Origin of the sequence: Terribacillus saccharophilus, from assembly GCF_046592595.1 — a bacterium.
GTDB classification, from domain to species: domain Bacteria; phylum Bacillota; class Bacilli; order Bacillales; family Amphibacillaceae; genus Terribacillus; species Terribacillus saccharophilus_C.
This window is the reverse complement of the sequence record NZ_JAWVPF010000001.1, coordinates 52,873-69,947: the sequence shown is the minus strand read 5'-3', so window position 1 is coordinate 69,947 and position 17,075 is coordinate 52,873. Positions and strand designations below refer to the sequence as shown.

16 protein-coding genes are annotated in these 17,075 nt (G+C 45.2%); 7 read left to right on the top strand and 9 right to left on the bottom strand.

Annotated features, from left to right (window positions below; all coding sequences use genetic code 11):
- The first annotated feature begins 95 nt into the window (after nt 1–95).
- From SFC25_RS00315 to SFC25_RS00305, 3 genes are all read left to right on the top strand, one after another.
- Nucleotides 96–1,409, top strand: coding sequence for an MFS transporter (locus SFC25_RS00315; protein ID WP_411213752.1), 1,314 nt, complete (start codon nt 96–98; stop codon nt 1,407–1,409).
- A gap of 18 nt (nt 1,410–1,427) precedes the next feature.
- On the top strand, nt 1,428–2,792 hold the full coding sequence (gene gudD, locus SFC25_RS00310) for a glucarate dehydratase (protein ID WP_411213300.1): 1,365 nt from the start codon (nt 1,428–1,430) through the stop codon (nt 2,790–2,792).
- Between the two features lie 99 nt (nt 2,793–2,891).
- Nucleotides 2,892–3,602, top strand: coding sequence for a FadR/GntR family transcriptional regulator (locus tag SFC25_RS00305; RefSeq protein ID WP_411213751.1), 711 nt, complete (start codon nt 2,892–2,894; stop codon nt 3,600–3,602).
- A gap of 232 nt (nt 3,603–3,834) precedes the next feature.
- On the opposite strand, the gene SFC25_RS00300 is transcribed toward SFC25_RS00305, so the two are convergent.
- Complete coding sequence (locus SFC25_RS00300) at nt 3,835–5,016, bottom strand: MFS transporter (protein WP_411213299.1); 1,182 nt, start codon at nt 5,014–5,016, stop codon at nt 3,835–3,837.
- 126 nt (nt 5,017–5,142) lie between these two features.
- On the opposite strand from SFC25_RS00300, the gene SFC25_RS00295 reads away from it, so the two are divergent.
- Nucleotides 5,143–6,066: an alpha/beta hydrolase gene (locus SFC25_RS00295; RefSeq protein ID WP_411213298.1), complete on the top strand. Its 924-nt coding sequence runs from the start codon at nt 5,143–5,145 to the stop codon at nt 6,064–6,066.
- Nucleotides 6,067–6,230: 164 nt separating this feature from the next.
- On the opposite strand, the gene SFC25_RS00290 is transcribed toward SFC25_RS00295, so the two are convergent.
- Nucleotides 6,231–7,643: a hypothetical protein gene (locus SFC25_RS00290; protein ID WP_411213297.1), complete on the bottom strand. Its 1,413-nt coding sequence runs from the start codon at nt 7,641–7,643 to the stop codon at nt 6,231–6,233.
- Nucleotides 7,644–8,054: 411 nt separating this feature from the next.
- On the opposite strand from SFC25_RS00290, the gene SFC25_RS00285 reads away from it, so the two are divergent.
- A complete protein-coding gene (locus tag SFC25_RS00285) occupies nt 8,055–9,950 on the top strand; it encodes a beta-glucoside-specific PTS transporter subunit IIABC (protein ID WP_411213295.1) in 1,896 nt (631 codons plus the stop codon).
- 24 nt (nt 9,951–9,974) lie between these two features.
- Entirely contained in the window at nt 9,975–11,414 is a 1,440-nt protein-coding gene (locus tag SFC25_RS00280) for a glycoside hydrolase family 1 protein (protein WP_411213294.1), read from the top strand.
- A gap of 80 nt (nt 11,415–11,494) precedes the next feature.
- Here the strand turns inward: SFC25_RS00280 and SFC25_RS00275 are convergent, their stop codons facing one another.
- The 4 genes from SFC25_RS00275 to SFC25_RS00260 are packed head-to-tail and all read right to left on the bottom strand — an operon-like array spanning nt 11,495 to nt 15,260.
- The gene (locus SFC25_RS00275; protein ID WP_411213293.1) at nt 11,495–12,562 is read right to left on the bottom strand and encodes an ABC transporter substrate-binding protein; all 1,068 of its coding nucleotides are present in this window, start codon (nt 12,560–12,562) and stop codon (nt 11,495–11,497) included.
- A complete protein-coding gene (locus SFC25_RS00270) occupies nt 12,559–13,365 on the bottom strand; it encodes an ABC transporter permease (protein ID WP_411213292.1) in 807 nt (268 codons plus the stop codon). The genes SFC25_RS00275 and SFC25_RS00270 overlap by 4 nt, the downstream gene beginning before the upstream one ends.
- On the bottom strand, nt 13,358–14,167 hold the full coding sequence (locus SFC25_RS00265) for an ABC transporter permease (protein WP_411213289.1): 810 nt from the start codon (nt 14,165–14,167) through the stop codon (nt 13,358–13,360). The genes SFC25_RS00270 and SFC25_RS00265 overlap by 8 nt, the downstream gene beginning before the upstream one ends.
- Complete coding sequence (locus SFC25_RS00260) at nt 14,157–15,260, bottom strand: ABC transporter ATP-binding protein (protein ID WP_411213288.1); 1,104 nt, start codon at nt 15,258–15,260, stop codon at nt 14,157–14,159. The genes SFC25_RS00265 and SFC25_RS00260 overlap by 11 nt, the downstream gene beginning before the upstream one ends.
- A gap of 156 nt (nt 15,261–15,416) precedes the next feature.
- Between SFC25_RS00260 and SFC25_RS00255 the strand changes: the two genes are divergently transcribed.
- Nucleotides 15,417–15,713: a hypothetical protein gene (locus tag SFC25_RS00255; RefSeq protein WP_411213287.1), complete on the top strand. Its 297-nt coding sequence runs from the start codon at nt 15,417–15,419 to the stop codon at nt 15,711–15,713.
- A 56-nt stretch (nt 15,714–15,769) separates the two neighbouring features.
- On the opposite strand, the gene SFC25_RS00250 is transcribed toward SFC25_RS00255, so the two are convergent.
- From SFC25_RS00250 to SFC25_RS00240, 3 genes are all read right to left on the bottom strand, one after another.
- Nucleotides 15,770–16,096 (bottom strand): four-helix bundle copper-binding protein, encoded by a 327-nt coding sequence (locus SFC25_RS00250; protein ID WP_411213285.1) that lies wholly within the window; start codon nt 16,094–16,096, stop codon nt 15,770–15,772.
- Between the two features lie 142 nt (nt 16,097–16,238).
- The gene (locus SFC25_RS00245; RefSeq protein WP_411213284.1) at nt 16,239–16,460 is read right to left on the bottom strand and encodes a hypothetical protein; all 222 of its coding nucleotides are present in this window, start codon (nt 16,458–16,460) and stop codon (nt 16,239–16,241) included.
- A gap of 92 nt (nt 16,461–16,552) precedes the next feature.
- Nucleotides 16,553–16,984 carry a hypothetical protein gene (locus SFC25_RS00240; protein WP_411213283.1) on the bottom strand — a complete coding sequence of 144 codons (432 nt, stop codon included), beginning with the start codon at nt 16,982–16,984 and terminating at the stop codon, nt 16,553–16,555.
- Nucleotides 16,985–17,075 lie beyond the last annotated feature (91 nt).

Genomic DNA, 17,075 nt, shown 5'->3' with positions numbered 1-17,075 from the left:
CGGCCCTTTTTCCTTCATGATTATTGATAACGCTTACAATAGAGCGGAGGAATGAGCATATGGATAAAGTCAGAGACAACCTGCAGAATACACAGATGAAAAAAACGAAGGTCCGTTGGTTTATTGTCTTGATGTTGTTCCTAGTTACATCCGTCAACTATGCTGACCGTGCGACGATCAGTATAGCAGGAGATGCGCTGCAGTCAGATCTTGGATTAAATGCCGTTAGTATGGGTTATGTGTTCTCTGCATTCGGCTGGGCTTATGTAATCGGGCAGATACCGGGCGGGATATTACTCGATAAGTTCGGTTCTAAGCTTGTCATCGGTATGAGTATCCTGTTCTGGTCAATATTCACCTTGCTGCAAGGAGCAATTGGATTTTTTGCCGCAGGCACAGCCATCATTGTCTTGTTCGCGCTCCGTTTCCTTGTTGGTTTTGCTGAAGCGCCATCATTTCCAGGAAACAGCCGAGTTGTTGCAGCTTGGTTCCCGAGTAATGAGCGCGGAACAGCATCTGCTATCTTTAATTCAGCACAGTATTTTGCACTCGTCATCTTTTCACCGCTGATGGGGTGGCTGACATACAGATTTGGCTGGGAATCTGTTTTCTATGTAATGGGGGCAATCGGTATTGCTTTGGCTTTGGTTTGGCTGAAAGTAATCCGTAATCCACGAGAGCATCCACGAGCCAACCAAGCAGAAATTGAGTATATCGAAGCTGGCGGCGGAGTCGTGGATATGGATCAGAAGAAGGAAAACACCGGGGAAAAACAATCTCAATGGCCATTTATCAAACAGCTGCTGAAAAAACGGATGCTGATCGGTATTTATATTGCGCAGTATTGTATTACGACACTGACCTACTTTTTCCTCACTTGGTTCCCTGTCTATTTAGTTCAAGGACGCGGCATGTCAATTCTTGAGGCTGGATTCATTGCTTCCCTTCCAGCGATATGCGGATTCCTAGGGGGAATCCTTGGCGGAATGTTCTCAGACTTTTTGCTTCGGAAAAACCTTTCGCTGACGATTGCACGTAAGACTCCGATTATTATCGGAATGCTGCTCTCCTGCAGTATGATTATCTGTAACTACGTGGATGCTGCATGGCTTGTAGTTGTCATCATGTCCCTTGCATTCTTTGGAAAAGGATTTGGAGCATTAGGCTGGGCAGTTGTTTCAGATACATCACCAAAGCAAACAGCGGGTGTCAGCGGCGGTCTTTTCAATACATTTGGGAACATTGCTTCTATTACAACGCCGATCATCATTGGTTATATCGTCAATGCGACAGGTTCCTTTAATGGTGCACTTATCTTCGTCGGTGCCAATGCACTTGTTGCCATCCTAAGCTATTTGTTCATCGTTGGAAAAATCGAGCGGGTGGAATTGGAAGCGCCAACAAAATAACCGGAAGGGGATACAAACATGAATCAAGTATCAGAGAATATTAAAGCAGAAAAATCCAATCACGTACCAGCTGTAACGGAAATGCAAGTGATTCCGGTGGCTGGCCGGGACAGTATGCTGCTTAATCTAAGCGGTGCACACAGCCCTTATTTTACACGTAACATAGTTATTCTTAAGGACAGTACTGGTGCTGTTGGCGTCGGGGAGGTACCTGGCGGAGAGAAAATCAGGCAGACGCTTGAACAAGCGAAAGCCTTTGTAATCGGTGAGTCCATCGCCTCTTACCAGGCAATCCTCAACCAAGTAAGACAGCAATTTGCCCATCAAGATGCAGGTGGCCGAGGAGAGCAGACCTTCGATTTGCGGACCACAATCCATGCTGTGACAGCACTGGAGGCGGCACTTCTCGACTTGCTCGGAAAGTTCCTGCAGGTTCCGGCTGCTGCGCTCCTGGGGGAAGGGCAGCAGCGTAGTGAAGTGGATGTGCTGGGATACTTGTTCTATATTGGTGATCGCGGACAGACTGACCTTGCATACAAAAGCGAACCTGATGCAACATCGGAGTGGTTCCGTTTACGCAATGAAGAAGCATTAACACCAGAATCCATCGTACGTTTGGCTGAAGCGACATATGAAAAATACGGATTCCGTGATTTTAAGTTAAAGGGCGGCGTTTTAGCTGGTGAAGAGGAGATACAAGCCATTGAGGCATTAGCCAAGCGGTTCCCGGATGCCCGGATTACACTTGATCCGAATGGAGCGTGGTCATTGGATGAAGCAATTCGTCTCTGCAAAGGAAAGCATGATATCCTCGCTTATGCAGAAGATCCTTGCGGAGCAGAAAATGGATATTCCTCACGCGAAATCATGGCGGAATTCCGGAGAGCTACCGGACTGCCGACAGCCACGAATATGATTGCCACTGACTGGCGCCAGATGGGGCATGCAATCCAGTCCCAGGCGGTAGACATTCCGCTTGCCGATCCGCATTTCTGGACGATGCAGGGATCTGTGCGCGTGGCGCAGATGTGCCATGAATGGGGACTCACCTGGGGCTCGCATTCCAATAATCATTTTGATATATCTTTAGCTATGTTCACACATGTCGCAGCGGCAGCGCCTGGAAATATTACAGCTATTGATACACATTGGATCTGGCAGGATGGGCAGCGATTGACGAAAGAACCTTATGATATTATCGAAGGAAAGATAGCGGTGCCGGATAAGCCTGGTCTGGGAATCGAGATTGACATGGAGCAGATTGAAGAAGCCCATAAGCTGTACAAATCCATGGGACTCGGTGCCCGCGATGATGCTGCAGCCATGCAATATTTGATTCGGGATTGGAAGTTCAACAACAAGAAGCCATGCCTTGTTCGATGATGGATTCGGAGCCGCATCATGCGGCTCTTTTGTATGCGTTTGTAATTTAGTACCATTCCCAGTATCATAGGTTTATCACATAAAAAGGTGTTGGACATGATGGAGAGAGACCCATTGCAAATGAATGTGGAGCACGTGAACAGAAAAACATTATCCAAGCAAGTGGTGGAACGGATCTTGCATCTGCTTTCAAGCGGCCAGCTGAAGCCAGGGGATAAGCTGCCGACCGAAGCAGAATTCATCACGATTCTCGGGGTGAGCCGAACTGTTTTGCGCGAAGCCTTGAGTGCATTGGAGACCCTCGGCATCATAACACGCAAGACGCGGGAGGGCACTTACTTCAACCTGAAAGTCGGCTCGGCGCCTTTTTCCGATATGCTTAATTTAGCAAGCGATAATATCCAAGCCATCATTGAGGCAAGGATCGTATTGGAACTTGGACTGATTACGATCGCAACGGAGAAGATTACCGACGGACAGCTGGAAGAGCTTTATGAAACAATCGTGGAAATCGAGGAATCGAAGGATGATAACTATGGTCAGGCAGATAAACGATTTCACCGGATCATTGCCTTAAGTGCCAATAACTTGATTCTCGATGGGATGATTCACTCGCTTCTCTTATATCATGCGAAAATCAATAACCACATCATTGTCAGGGAAAAAGAAAAGACAGTAGCGCACCATAAACGTATATATGAAGCTTTGAAGGAAAGGGATGCATATAAAGCGCACACAGCAATGTACGATCATCTGCGCTTCGTGCAGAAGAAGATCCTCGAAGGCCAGCAGGAGAAAAAAGGTGAATAAAAAAGAAGCAGCGACCCCGCAGCCGCTGCTTTTTTATTTATTCATTATCGGATTCTTCTTCATTCAATTCAAACAGATGATCTAAGTATGGCTCCAGCTCGAAAGTATCTTCCTCGGCATATGTTGTGAAAACTTCTTTTGTTAATGAACTCATGATTTGAATCCTCCTTGTGATTGGGTTTGTAGTAATAAGATACCCAATCTAGCAAACTGCTAATCATCCAATTTCTGGTCAGGAGGCGAGTTTTTCTTGTTTGAAGTTCCGTTTGACGGAGAGAAACTGCATGACAATCATTATAAGGTTCACTGCTATCAATACAAAAATCGAATAAGAGAAGCTTCCGGTCATATCATTGACCGCACCTAGAATGATAGGGCCAAATGATCCGATGACATAACCAACTGCCTGCACCATGGCGGACCAGGAAGCAGCTGCCTGATGGGTAGTTGTCACATCAATTGGAAGCAGCAGATTCATGGCGAACAAACCGCCAGCACCAAGACCGATGAAGCAAGCTGCCAGCCAAGGCAGGAAGGATAAGAAAATCATACCAAAGCCGATCAGCTCGAGTATGGCGGCCGTCACAAGCCAGAACAAACGACTTGGAATCTTCTTCAGCAGATAAGGGATAGCCAAGTTGGCGGGTACTTGCAGAACCATGAAAATGACAAGCAGGTTCGCTGCATACACTTTGCTGTATCCCATGTTTTCTACGATAGGCGGAAGCCAGGCGGTCAAGGAATAGAAAATGAACGCCATACCGCCGAAAGAGAAAGTGAGCAGCCAGGCATTCCACTGATTCCACGGCAGTTTTTCTGCGCCGCCGAAAGTTTGGATGGCCCGGTCTTTCTTTTTTTGGGGTAATACGACGAGTACCCAGATGATGATCGCCAGCAATGCTAATAATGACCAAGCAGCCAAAGCGATTTGCCAGGATTCGAATAGATGCTGAATAGGTGCGACACCACCAGAAGCAATGCCAGCACCAACAGCCAGAGCAGCGGTATAAATACTGATCATGAACGCGCTATTGTCAGGAAAATATTTTTTAATGAAACCAGAAAGCAGCGGGCCAGCAGCTGCAATACCTATACCTGCCAGGAAAGCCGTAATAAGCAGGAAGAAAGAAGTATGGGTGAAAAGACGGATGATGGTGCCTGCGCCGATGACAGCTAAGGACCAGCCAATCACATATTCAAGGGAAAAACGATTTGCCAATTTTGCGGCAACTGGGGAAAAGATGCCCATACATAAAACAGGTATGGATGTGAGCAGACTTGCACTTGATGCATTCATATGTAATTCAGATTGGATGATTTCAATAAGCGGAGAAATAGAATTGATTGCCGGACGTAAATTTAGTGCTGCTGCGAATAATGCGATGCCTAACCAGATATACGTTGATTTCTTCACATGCTGTACCCCCATCTGTATCGAATTATCTAATTGTAAACCTTGGCGGGTGCACCTGCAATGCATCGATGTTTAAATTGCAGTAAGATAGTGGAAAATTAAATTAGAATAAAAGGGGGAAGTATCATGGTTTTGAATCCAAAAATACAGGCATTTCTCAAAGAAGTAAATGCTAATCCGATACCGCTTGAAGCTGTATCACCCGAGCAGTTTCGCAATCAAGCCAGAATGCAGGATGAAGGACCTAAACAAGATGTGGCTGAAGTAGAAGACAGCCAGATCGAATTAACGGGTCGAACGCTGCCGATCCGGATTTATCGTTCTGATACTAAAGTACAGCCCGCGCTTGTTTTTTATCATGGCGGCGGCTGGGTTGTGGGCAGCATTGATTCGCACGATGCAACATGCCGTGAAATTGCCAATATGGCAGATTGCACAGTAATCTCGATTGATTACCGGCTGGCACCGGAACATAAATTCCCGGCAGCGGTGGAAGATGCGTATGATTCCTTCCAATGGATAGCTGCCAATGCAGAAGCATTGGGAATCGAACGTGATAAAATCGCTGTCGGCGGGGATAGTGCAGGCGGGAATTTGGCAACTGTTGTATGTCTGCTGGCTGAAGAAAAAAGCGGACAAAAACCCGTATTCCAATTGTTATTGTATCCATCAACAGGTTATATCGGAGATGAACCTGCATCCTTACAGGAGAATGCAGAAGGCTATTTATTGACCAAACGTTTGATGAATTGGTTCCGAAGCCATTATTACAGGACAGAAGCAGACCGTTTTCATCCATACGCATCGCCAGTTCATTCAGACCTGCTGCATGCATTGCCGCCAGCGGCTATTTTGACAGCTCAATATGATCCGCTGCGAGATGAAGCGCAGGCATATGCTGAACTTTTAAAGCAGGAGGGTGTCGATGTTTTCGTGAAGAACTATGAAGGTCTGATACATGGCTTTGCTGGTTTTACAGCAGATGTAGAGGAAGCACATCAAGCTGTGGAAGAGGGAGCTGCTCAGCTGAGACATGCTCTGTATAAATGATAGTGATGTACCGTTATTCTTCCTGGTTGAGCAAGGTTGGTCCATTCTTAGATTGTGAATAAAATGATGAATCTCATAAATCGAAAACCGTACTTAATTCTTCACAAAGAATAATAGTACGGTTTTCGAATTGGCCAAAACACGTATGTCTAAGTCTGTATGTCTTACAATAACCAAATTCCGATAGTCGTAGAAAGCAAAAGTCCGATAACGACTGGGATAAAGCATTGCCGGACTAATTCCATCACTGGCACCCGTGCAAACCCAGCAATCGCTACAATAGAGGACCACGCGATCAGCGTGCCGCCGCCAACCCAAACCGCTCCCATTTGCCCAATTGCAGCAAGCGTAGAGGCATCCATGCCGACAGCGGGTGCTAGGGCGCCTGAAAGGGCTCCGACGAGAGGGAGTCCCGAAAAGCCTGAACCGTCCAGTCCAGTTACCATGCCGACTATCAGCAAACCGAATCCAGCGAAGACTGGATTCTCCGGAATATAGTGCTGACCAGCTTCTACTAAATCAAAGAGGAAGGAAGGAGCCTGCGCAGCATCTTCCAGACCGAATATCCTGGCAGATATTTCTCCGCTACCCAAGAAGAAGAAGCCTGCAATTGGAATTACCGGCCCCATTGCCCGAAATGCAAAGGTGAACCCATCTACCAAATGGTCACTTACATTATGCAAGGATTTTTTCCAATTGTAAGCGATCGCTGCTGCAATCATGAGCAGGATAGCAGCACCTCCGATTAGAGCTGCGCCTGCCCCGCCCTCAAGAGAAGCGGTATTGCTGAAGGCCGTATAGGCCATGTAGATAACGACAATAAGAAAGGCTGAAGGCACCAGAATCGCAAATAAGATACTCAACTTCGTTTTTTTGTCTGGATGGGTTTCACTAGACGGATCGTTCCCGTTCCATCTTTCCAAATGCACATTGGAAGGAGAAGAGATTTTTTTTCGGATGCGGAAGTATGCCAGCAGCAAAGCAGTTATACCGGTAATAAGCGATAGTGCAAGCGCTTTGTCTGCCACTGAAGCAGTATCTACACCAGCTGCTGTAGCACTCAGCATGGGTGCGATTTTAATAATATAATCAGAAGAAAGCGCCATACCCTGGCCGGCAATAGCCATTGCCACGCCAGTTGCTAGTGGCGGCAGACCGGCTTTGATCGCAACAGGGAGCAGGATTGCACCTACTAGTGGCACTGCAGGTGTTGGCCAAAAGAATAGGGAGATAGAGTAGGTGATAAATGCCAATACCCAAAAGGAAGTATGGCCGTTCGTCATAATATAACCAAAAGGGCGAATCATCCGCTCATCAGCCCGCAATGCTTTTAAAGACTGCAGCAGGGCAGTCATAACGGTAATGATCAAGAAAATATTAAATAGTTCCGAGGCAGCTGTGAGGCTTGCGCTAAAGGTTGTCTGCAATCCCTCTACAAGCGTCCCCGTGTACGACCAGCCTACCAAGAAGGTCATCAATAATGCTGGAACCAGCACATTCTGCCGAACAAGCATCGTTAAAATAATCAAAAGTGTTCCTGCCAGATAGATCCAATGGGCCATTGTCAAGTCCGTCAAGCGGGTTCCTCCTTCATCTCATCATGTGCCATAGCCTATGTCAGACAGAAGGTACCGGTGACTGATTGTTTAATTTATCCTGTGCTAAAAAGACAATGGTTAAAACCTAAAGCTATTACCCCAGCAGCAAACAATATCTATCAGCACATAAAAAAAATAGATTGAAAGCGTTGACAATAATGCGCTTACATGATAAATTGAGCGTGTAATACAAAACAACAGCATACAACTATCCTTTAGGATTGTTACTGATAAGCAGGCAAAACCTAAATTATATTCCGAAGCAGAGGCAACTCTGTGCGCGGGGTGTAGTTTGGGTTTTTTTGTGTACCAGCTTGATCTTATCAATGAAAAAAGGATAAAGGCGGCATCCTTTATCCCATCATAATATCCCCGAATGGAGGGTCTATCATGAATCATCGTAAAACAGCAGAAGAAATTTTGCAATTAGTAGGCGGAGAATCAAATGTACAAAATGTCATTCATTGTATGACACGCCTTCGCTTCAACTTGTACGATAACAGTAAAGCGAATCGGCAGGCACTGGAGCAGGTGGATGGTGTTCTTGGTACAAATATCAGCGGCAGTCAGTTTCAGCTGATTATTGGTAATGAGGTTCCGAAGGTATATAAAGAAATTATCGCAAATAGTAATTTAAGTGAGTCGAAGAGTGCGGATGGCGAATCAAAACAAAAGAAAAATGTAATCAGCTCTATCTTCGATGTCATTTCCGGTGTATTCACACCGATTTTGCCAGCTATCGCTGGTGCCGGTATGATCAAAGGTATTGCGGCTTTGCTTGTGACGTTCGGCTGGCTGCAGGAAGCTTCTCAAACGTATCAAATCCTGACAGTAATTGGAGACGGTGCATTTTACTTCCTTCCGATTCTGCTGGCTATCAGTGCAGCGCGTAAATTCGGGTCCAATCCGTATGTGGCAGCTGCGATAGGAGCAGCCATCCTGCATCCGACACTGACAGCCATGTTCGCAGAAGGAGGATCCATCAGTTTTGTCGGATTGCCAGTAACCATTGCAACCTATTCATCTACGGTTATACCAATCTTGCTGGCTATCTGGATTGCGTCTTATGTAGAGAAATGGGTTGACCGTATAACACATGCTTCCTTGAAGCTGATCGTTGTCCCGTCCGTCACCTTGTTAGTCGTAGTGCCAGTGACATTGATTACAGTAGGGCCGCTTGGCGCAATCGCTGGTAACTATCTGTCTGCAGGAACAAACTTCCTATTCCAAAATGCTGGCATTATAGCCATGATCCTGCTTGCAGGTACATTCTCGCTTATCATCATCACTGGTATGCATTACGCGCTTGTACCGATCATGCTGAATAATATTGCAGTAAATGGATTTGATTACATGATCCCAGCTATGTTCCTTGCCAACTTTGGACAAGCAGGGGCTGCATTCGCTGTTGCAATGCGATCCAAAAACAAGAAATTCAAGTCATTGTCCTTTACAACTGCTTTGACAGCGACAATGGGTGTTACAGAGCCCGCTATGTACGGTGTTAATATGCGACTGAAGAAGCCATTCGTTGCAGCATTGATTGGTGCTGCTGCCGGCGGAGTACTATATGCACTCACGGATGTAAAAGCTTATATTGTTGCTGGTATGGCAGGACTTCCAGGACTCCCAACTTTCGTAGGTCCAGAGTTCATCTTTGCTATCCTCGGTCTGGTACTGGCATTCGTCGCGGCAGCTGTTATGACATGGATTATGGGCTTTGAAGATATTGTGGCACCTGCTGAAGAAACAACAACAGAAAAAAAAGCAGTAGATACAGCAGAAGAAACAGATTCGGAGAAAACATCTGAGGTTATCGCTAGTCCCCTGACAGGTGAGGTTCGCCCGCTTGCAGAAGTAAGTGATCCAACATTTGCACAGGAAATCATCGGCAAAGGTACAGCAATCTTCCCATCAAAAGGTGAAGTGGTATCTCCGGTAGATGGTGAAGTAGTAACGTTATTTGCAACAAAGCATGCCATTGGCTTAAGAAGTACAAATGGCGCAGAAGTACTGATTCATGTCGGAATAGATACGGTGAAGCTGAATGGGGAGCATTTTGCAGCTCATATCGCATCAGGCGATAAAGTCCAAAAAGGACAGAAGCTGGTGTCCTTCGATATGGAAGCCATCCAAGCTGCAGGATATGACATCATCACACCAATTATCATCACAAACACAGCAGAATATGAAGATATCACAGCACTTGCAGAAGGCACTGTTACCAGCGGGGAAGCAATATTGGATTTGGCAGTTCCTGCAACCACATCAAAAGAAGCATCCTAAATCGCAAAAAAGGGAGAGATAGTTATGACAAAGCAAACAGCATTTCCACAAGGATTCCTATGGGGCGGCGCAACAGCTGCCAACCAGATGGAAGGAGGCTTCCATGAAGGCAATAAGGGATTGAATATCGCGGATGTACTTCCGGGAGGAAAAGAGCGTCTGCGCATCTTGTCAGAGCCAGGATTTGATTTCAAAATTGATACGGATAAATACACGTACCCGAACCACGAAGCAATCGACTTCTACCACCGTTATAAAGAAGATATTGCGTTATTTGCGGAAATGGGATTCAAAGTATTCCGTATGTCCATCGCTTGGACGCGTATCTTCCCGAAAGGTGATGAGCTTGAGCCGAATGAGGAAGGACTTGCTTTCTATGATCGTGTGTTTGATGAGCTGCTTAAACACGGTATCGAACCGGTTGTTACGATCTCTCACTATGAAATGCCGGTTAATCTAGTAAAAGAATATGGCGGCTGGAAGAGCCGTGAGGTCATCACTTTCTTCGAGCGTTATGCAAAAGCTGTTCTGGATCGCTACAAAGATAAAGTGAAATATTGGATGACATTCAATGAAATCAATAGCGGACTTATCATGCCTATCATGAGTTTAGGTTTCTCGATCCAGCCTGGTGAGCATAAGTATCAATCCGTTGTCCAAGGGCTGCACCATCAGTTTATAGCCAGTGCAAAAGCTGTCCAGTACTGTCATGAAGTTAATCCGGAAGCACAAATTGGCTGCATGATCATCTATGCACCGGTTTATGCATATGACAGCAAACCGGAAAATATCTTCTACGCTGATCAGGAAGCTCGCCTGTTCAATAACTATTGCGGAGACGTGATGGTACGCGGTGCTTATCCAGCTTTCGCTAAACGTTTCTTCAAAGAACAAGGCGTGGAGCTGCAAATTGAAGATGGTGACTTGGAAACAATTCAAGCAGGAACAGTAGATTACATCGGTTTCAGCTATTATATGTCCCGTACAGAGAAAGCAGAAAAGAGCGAGGAAGAAAAGTCACAGGGCAATATTATGTCCGGCGTTAAGAATCCATTCCTAAAAGCAAGTGACTGGGGCTGGGAAATCGACCCGCTAGGACTTCGTATTGCATTGAACGATATGTATGATCGCTATCAGGTACCGTTGTTCATCGTGGAAAACGGCCTTGGAGCGTATGATAAAGTCGAAGCAGATGGCAGCATCAATGATGATTACCGCATCGAATACCTTCGTGATCATATCGAAGCAATGGGTGAAGCGATTGAGGATGGCGTGGATTTAATGGGCTATACAAGCTGGGGCTGTATCGACTTGGTAAGTGCTTCTACAGGAGAGTACTCTAAGCGTTATGGTTTCATCTACGTGGATAAACATGATGATGGGAGCGGTACATTGGAACGGAGCCGGAAGAAATCGTTCCATTGGTACAAAAATGTTATTGAAACAAATGGTGCACAACTGTAAGCAGGTGAAAACCTTATCCAGATGAACTGGATAAGGTTTTTTTCATAGAAAAAAGCATGCGCCGTGACGCATGCTTTGATTTATTCCATCTTGAATTTCAGGAATAATTCATTATATTTAGCAAGGTTTTCTTTTCCGAGGTTCTCATATACTTCGAGACGATCTGTCAATTCAGGCGGCGGGTAGAAGCGTTCATCATTGACCATTTCCTCCGGCATATATTGCAATGCTTCTTTGTTCGGAGTGGAGTAGCTTACATACTCGGTATTTTGTGCAGCGATCTTTGGATCAAGCATGAAGTTGATGAACTCATGTGCAGCGTCGATATTCTTGGCTGTCTTCGGAATGACCATATTATCGAACCATAGATTGGAGCCTTCCTCTGGAACGACATAGTCAAGATCCTCATTTTCTGCCATGATTTCGGAAGCATCTCCGGACCATGTTATTCCTATTGATACTTCACCAGATGCCATCAGCAGCTTGTTTTCATCGCCGAGCAATGCTCTGACGTTCGGTTTCAGGCTGACTAGCTTATCATAAGCCTCTTGTAAATGATCTGGGTCTGTATCGTTAAGGGAATAGTGCAGGCTGTTGAGCCCCATTCCCATGATTTCACGTGCACCATCAATCAAGACAATTTCATTTTTCAAGGCCGGATCCCATAGATCCTCCCAGCTGTTAAAATCGATACCTTCAATCTGCTTCGTATTGTACACAATACCAACAGTTCCCCAGAAATATGGTACAGAATATTCGTTGCCAGGGTCGAACGGCAGATCCATGAACCGGGAATCGATATTTTTCAGGTTCGGTATCTTGCTGTGATCGATCGGCAGCAGCAAATCCTCTTCCTTCATTTTTTCAATCGTATACTCAGAAGGTACAGCGACATCATAGCTTGTTCCCCCCTGCTGTATCTTGGTCATCATTGCTTCATTCGAATCGAAGGTTTCGTAGACGACGGTAATACCTGTTTCTTTTTCGAACGCGTCAATTACTGCCGGATCGATATAATCGCCCCAGTTATAAACCGTAAGCGTATTGCCGCCAGAATAACCCTGTGAGGCATTCAATCGTGAAATTGTGAAGAGCAGAATAGCGCTCACCGCAATAATCACAACCGCTAAACGTATCAGCTGCTTCATTTGAGCACCTCCAGATCAGGCGACCTCTTGCCACGTCGGGTAATGAAATAATAAATGACGACTATCAGCATTGTTACAAGGAAAATGATTGCTGAAAGCGCGTTGATGGACAAGGAGATACCTTGTCTTGCTAGGGAGTAAATCTCGACGGACAAGGTTGTGAAACCATTCCCTGTTACAAAGAACGTTACAGCAAAGTCATCAAGGGAATAGGTAAGCGCCATGAAAAAGCCGGCGAATATTCCTGGTGTGATATAAGGAATTACAACCTTTGTGATGACTTCCCATCGTGATGCACCAAGGTCCCTTGCCGCGTCAAGCAGAGAAGGGCTCATCTCGGACAGTTTTGGTAATACCATCAAGACGACGATCGGGATACTGAAAGCAATATGCGACAGCAGCACCGAATAGAAGCCAAGCTGGATACCTGCAATTGTGAACAAAATCAGGAAGGACGCACCGATGATGACATCCGGGCTGACAATCAAGATATTGTTCAATGACAGCAGCGCATTTTTTGTTCTGCTGGAACGTATTTTGTAAATCATCATCGCTCCAAGCACACCGATGATTGTTGAAATCAAAGCGGAGAGAAGGGCAATGACGATGGTATTCAATACGATGATCAAAAGCCGAGTATCTTGGAACAGTTCCTTGTACCAATCGAAAGTAAAGTTCTCGAAATCATACATATTGCCGCCGCTGTTGAACGAATAAAATATCAAGTAGAAGATAGGCAAATACAACAGTGCGAACATAATGATCAAAAAAATGCGTGACAGGGGAGAAATTCTCTTATCCACGTGCTCTCCTCCTTTTCGTTCCCGTTAAAAGCATGATGATGAACATGAAAATGATCAGGAAGACAGCAATGGTCGATCCCATACCCCAGTCCTGTGTAACTAGGAATTGCTGCTCTATTGCCGTACCAAGGGTAATGACTTGGCTGCCGGCGATTAGTCGTGTGAGCATGAATAGAGATAAAGCTGGGATGAACGTAATCTGACAGCCTGCCTTCACACCATCAATCGTCAATGGGAAAACAATACGTCGGAATGTCGTCCAGCTTGATGCTCCCAAATCATTTGCAGCATCTAAATAAGATGGATTCAGCTTATCCAGCGCATTGAAGATCGGCAATATCATAAATGGAATGAAGATATAGACAGAAACAAACACAAAGCTGAAATCAGTGAACAGAAGCTGCTTCGAGCCGATACCGATCGTTTCCAGGAATTTATTAGCCATACCATATGTGCCAAAAATACCTAGGAATGCATATGCTTTCAATAATAAATTGATCCAGCTTGGCACAATGATCAATAAAAGCCATAACTGCTTATGCTTTAGCTTTGTGAGCAAATAAGCTATCGGATAAGCAAAGAGCAAAGTAATCACTGTAATTAAAAATGCATACCAAAAGGAGCTTAATGTCATCTCCAGATAGATTGGCGTAAAGAAGTTCCGATAATTAGTCAGTGAGAAATTCCCATTCAAATCCTGGAAGGAATAGTACAGGACTAACAGAATCGGTGCGATGACAAAGAAAGCAATCCAGATGACATAAGGAATCGTATACAAGTTGCGTGTTATCTTATTCTCCATCTTCGTATGCCTCAAGTCGTTTGTCGAATTCTTCCTCCGTCTCATTCAGACGCATGACGTGAATGGCTTCCGGCTCAAACGCAAGTCCGATTTCCTCTCCGACAACAGCTTTCTTTGTGGAATGGACCAGCCATTCATTGCCGGCATCATCGTAGCTGGATATTTCGTAGTGAACGCCGCGGAATAACTGGGAATCCACTTTTACGCGAAGATTTCCAGCTTCTGCGCTTGTTATATGCAAATCCTCGGGACGGATGACAATTTCAACAGGTTCATTCGGCTGTAAACCTTGGTCGACACAAGCGAAACGTTTGCCGGTGAACTCTACTTCATAATCCCGAATCATCCGACCATCAACAATGTTGGATTCTCCGATAAAGTCAGCCACAAAACGGTTGATCGGCTCATCGTATATATCTGTTGGTGTGCCGCTTTGTTCAATTTTGCCATTGTTCAGGACAAATATCTCATCTGAGAGTGCCAGTGCCTCTTCCTGATCATGCGTTACAAAGATGAACGTGATACCTAGACGCTGCTGCATCTCGCGTAACTCGTATTGCATCTCTGTTCGTAATTTCAGGTCAAGCGCTGATAAAGGTTCATCCAGCAAGATTACTTCCGGTTCGTTTACAACAGCACGTGCAATTGCGACACGCTGGCGCTGCCCGCCGGACATTTCACTGATTTCCCGCTTTTCATATCCTGCCAGATTGACAAAACGCAAGGCCTCTTTCACTTTTTCATCAATCTGCTTCTGAGGCATCTTTTTAATGCGCAGGCCAAAGGCGACATTTTCATATACGTTTAGATGAGGAAAAAGAGCATAATCCTGAAATACAGTATTCACAGACCTTTTATTGGCTGGAATCTTATTTAAGGCTTTGCCATTGAATAGCATCTCTCCTGAAGTCGCTTCTGTGAACCCGGCGATCAGACGTAAAATCGTCGTTTTTCCGCACCCGGAAGGACCTAAAAGGGTATAGAATTTGCCACGCTCGATTTCAAAGCTGACATTGTCCAAAACGATGGTATCTTTATCGTACTGTTTCATTACATTGTTGAATTGAATGATCGGTTTGTTTGTCATTGTCATCTCCCTTGTTTCTTTTCCGTATTTTTGACGCTAAAAATCTTGACGTACCATTATACGACATAAGAAGGCGCATTGAATAGAATTTTTTATCATGGAACATTTTGCTGTATGATACGTATATGTAGAAAACCAGTACGTATAGAGAGGGCGAGTTTTATGTCTGCAACAAGAACCATGAAGCTGATTACAGGAATTTTGGAGGCTGTTTTGGCGATTCCTGTCCTTGGCGGTATTATCATATTATCCAATGGGTGGATGCCGCTGGTCATCATGCTTGTGCTTCATATCATCACGTTGGTGCTCGCTGTCCGTGTTCAAGGACCGCTCGCGGGAAGCATCATCGGAATTGCTGCATCTGCGCTTGGATGGATACTATTCGTTGGCTGGATGCTTCACGCAGCAGCAGCGGTCGTACTGCTGGTAGAAACTTTCTCCAGACGGCTGCAGCGCTGATATTAACAGCATACCCTAATAAAAAAGACTGCCATTCATTTAGGCAGTCTTTTTTATTAGGCAACCATGGCTCGGCAAGCATCTGCACAAGCAAAGCAAGCATCTGCGCAATCCTGGCAATGCTTGGCCTCATGCTGTCTGCAGATTTCACCGCAGGCTTGGCATACTTCCGCGCATAATGTACAAATTTGCTCAGCAAACGGACTGTTCCGCTGCATCGACTGGATTGCAAATGCACAAATGTCTGCACATTCCCGATCCATTCGGATGCAATCCGCCATCATCTTGACATCATCCTCCAGCAGGCAGGCGTCATAGCATCTATTACAAGCTTGCATGCATTCCAGACAAGCTTGGATACACTTTTCATAATCTGTATTCATCTTCGTACCTCCTTTTTTTATTTGTTAATAAGTGTTTACCCGGTCTTTTATTGTGTATAACATATGGTTGCCAGCAAACATTTTAAGTGATATTCATTCATGAAAAAACGGCAAACCAATTTTGGTTTGCCGCTTTTATTTATTAGTAAGGTAGTGGAGGAGCGCCAGGAGAAAGGAATGAAGCTCCGCGTTGATTACCCCAGATAGTACCGCCAACTTCTGGATCTACGTCAAACTCATCATCATCAAAACCAAAATCTCCATCGTCATCGAACCCAGGACCATCTGTCACAAATTGGCCAGTGATTCTTCGGCGATTTCCAGGGAGTCCTGGTCCGTACACTCTCAAATCAAATCTAGGCATTCAATTCACCACCTTTCTAAAATAAGATATGAATGCGTCGTCAAACAGACACGGCTGATGAAGGAGAAGATACGTCTAGTTTTGAGATTCAATCAGCCGGTGAAAGCAATGCCGTAAAAGCTTTCCGGACCTACGCGAATGGTACCAAGCAAGTTGGATGAAATGAACGCAGTATACGTAAGCTGTCCGTTAACAGGCGGTGAGACATTTACATCTGCTGCAACGAAGTTGAATGATTGCGGTCCAAGAATCTCAAGATCCAGGTTGGATTCTGCCGAGAAAACAACTGGATCTGAAATTTGAGTACCACGGACGACTGTAACGCTGACAGTCGTTAGGGCTGGCAGAAGAGGAAGCTGTAAAGAAATGATACCGCTCATCTGCACGCGAATCGGTGTTGTCGTTCCAGAAGTGATGAGCCCGATCTGACCGAATGCTTGCGGTGTGCCGAGCAGCACAGGAATGGAAATAGAGTTCGATGTGCTGGCATTTTGGGATGTTCTAGCATCTAGTACTGTAACCAAGTCTATGTCCTCCCTTCATAAAGAAGATACTATAATGTATGAACGTAGCTTCAATCTGTAAAGGACAGCCATCTTGGTACAAGTTCACTGT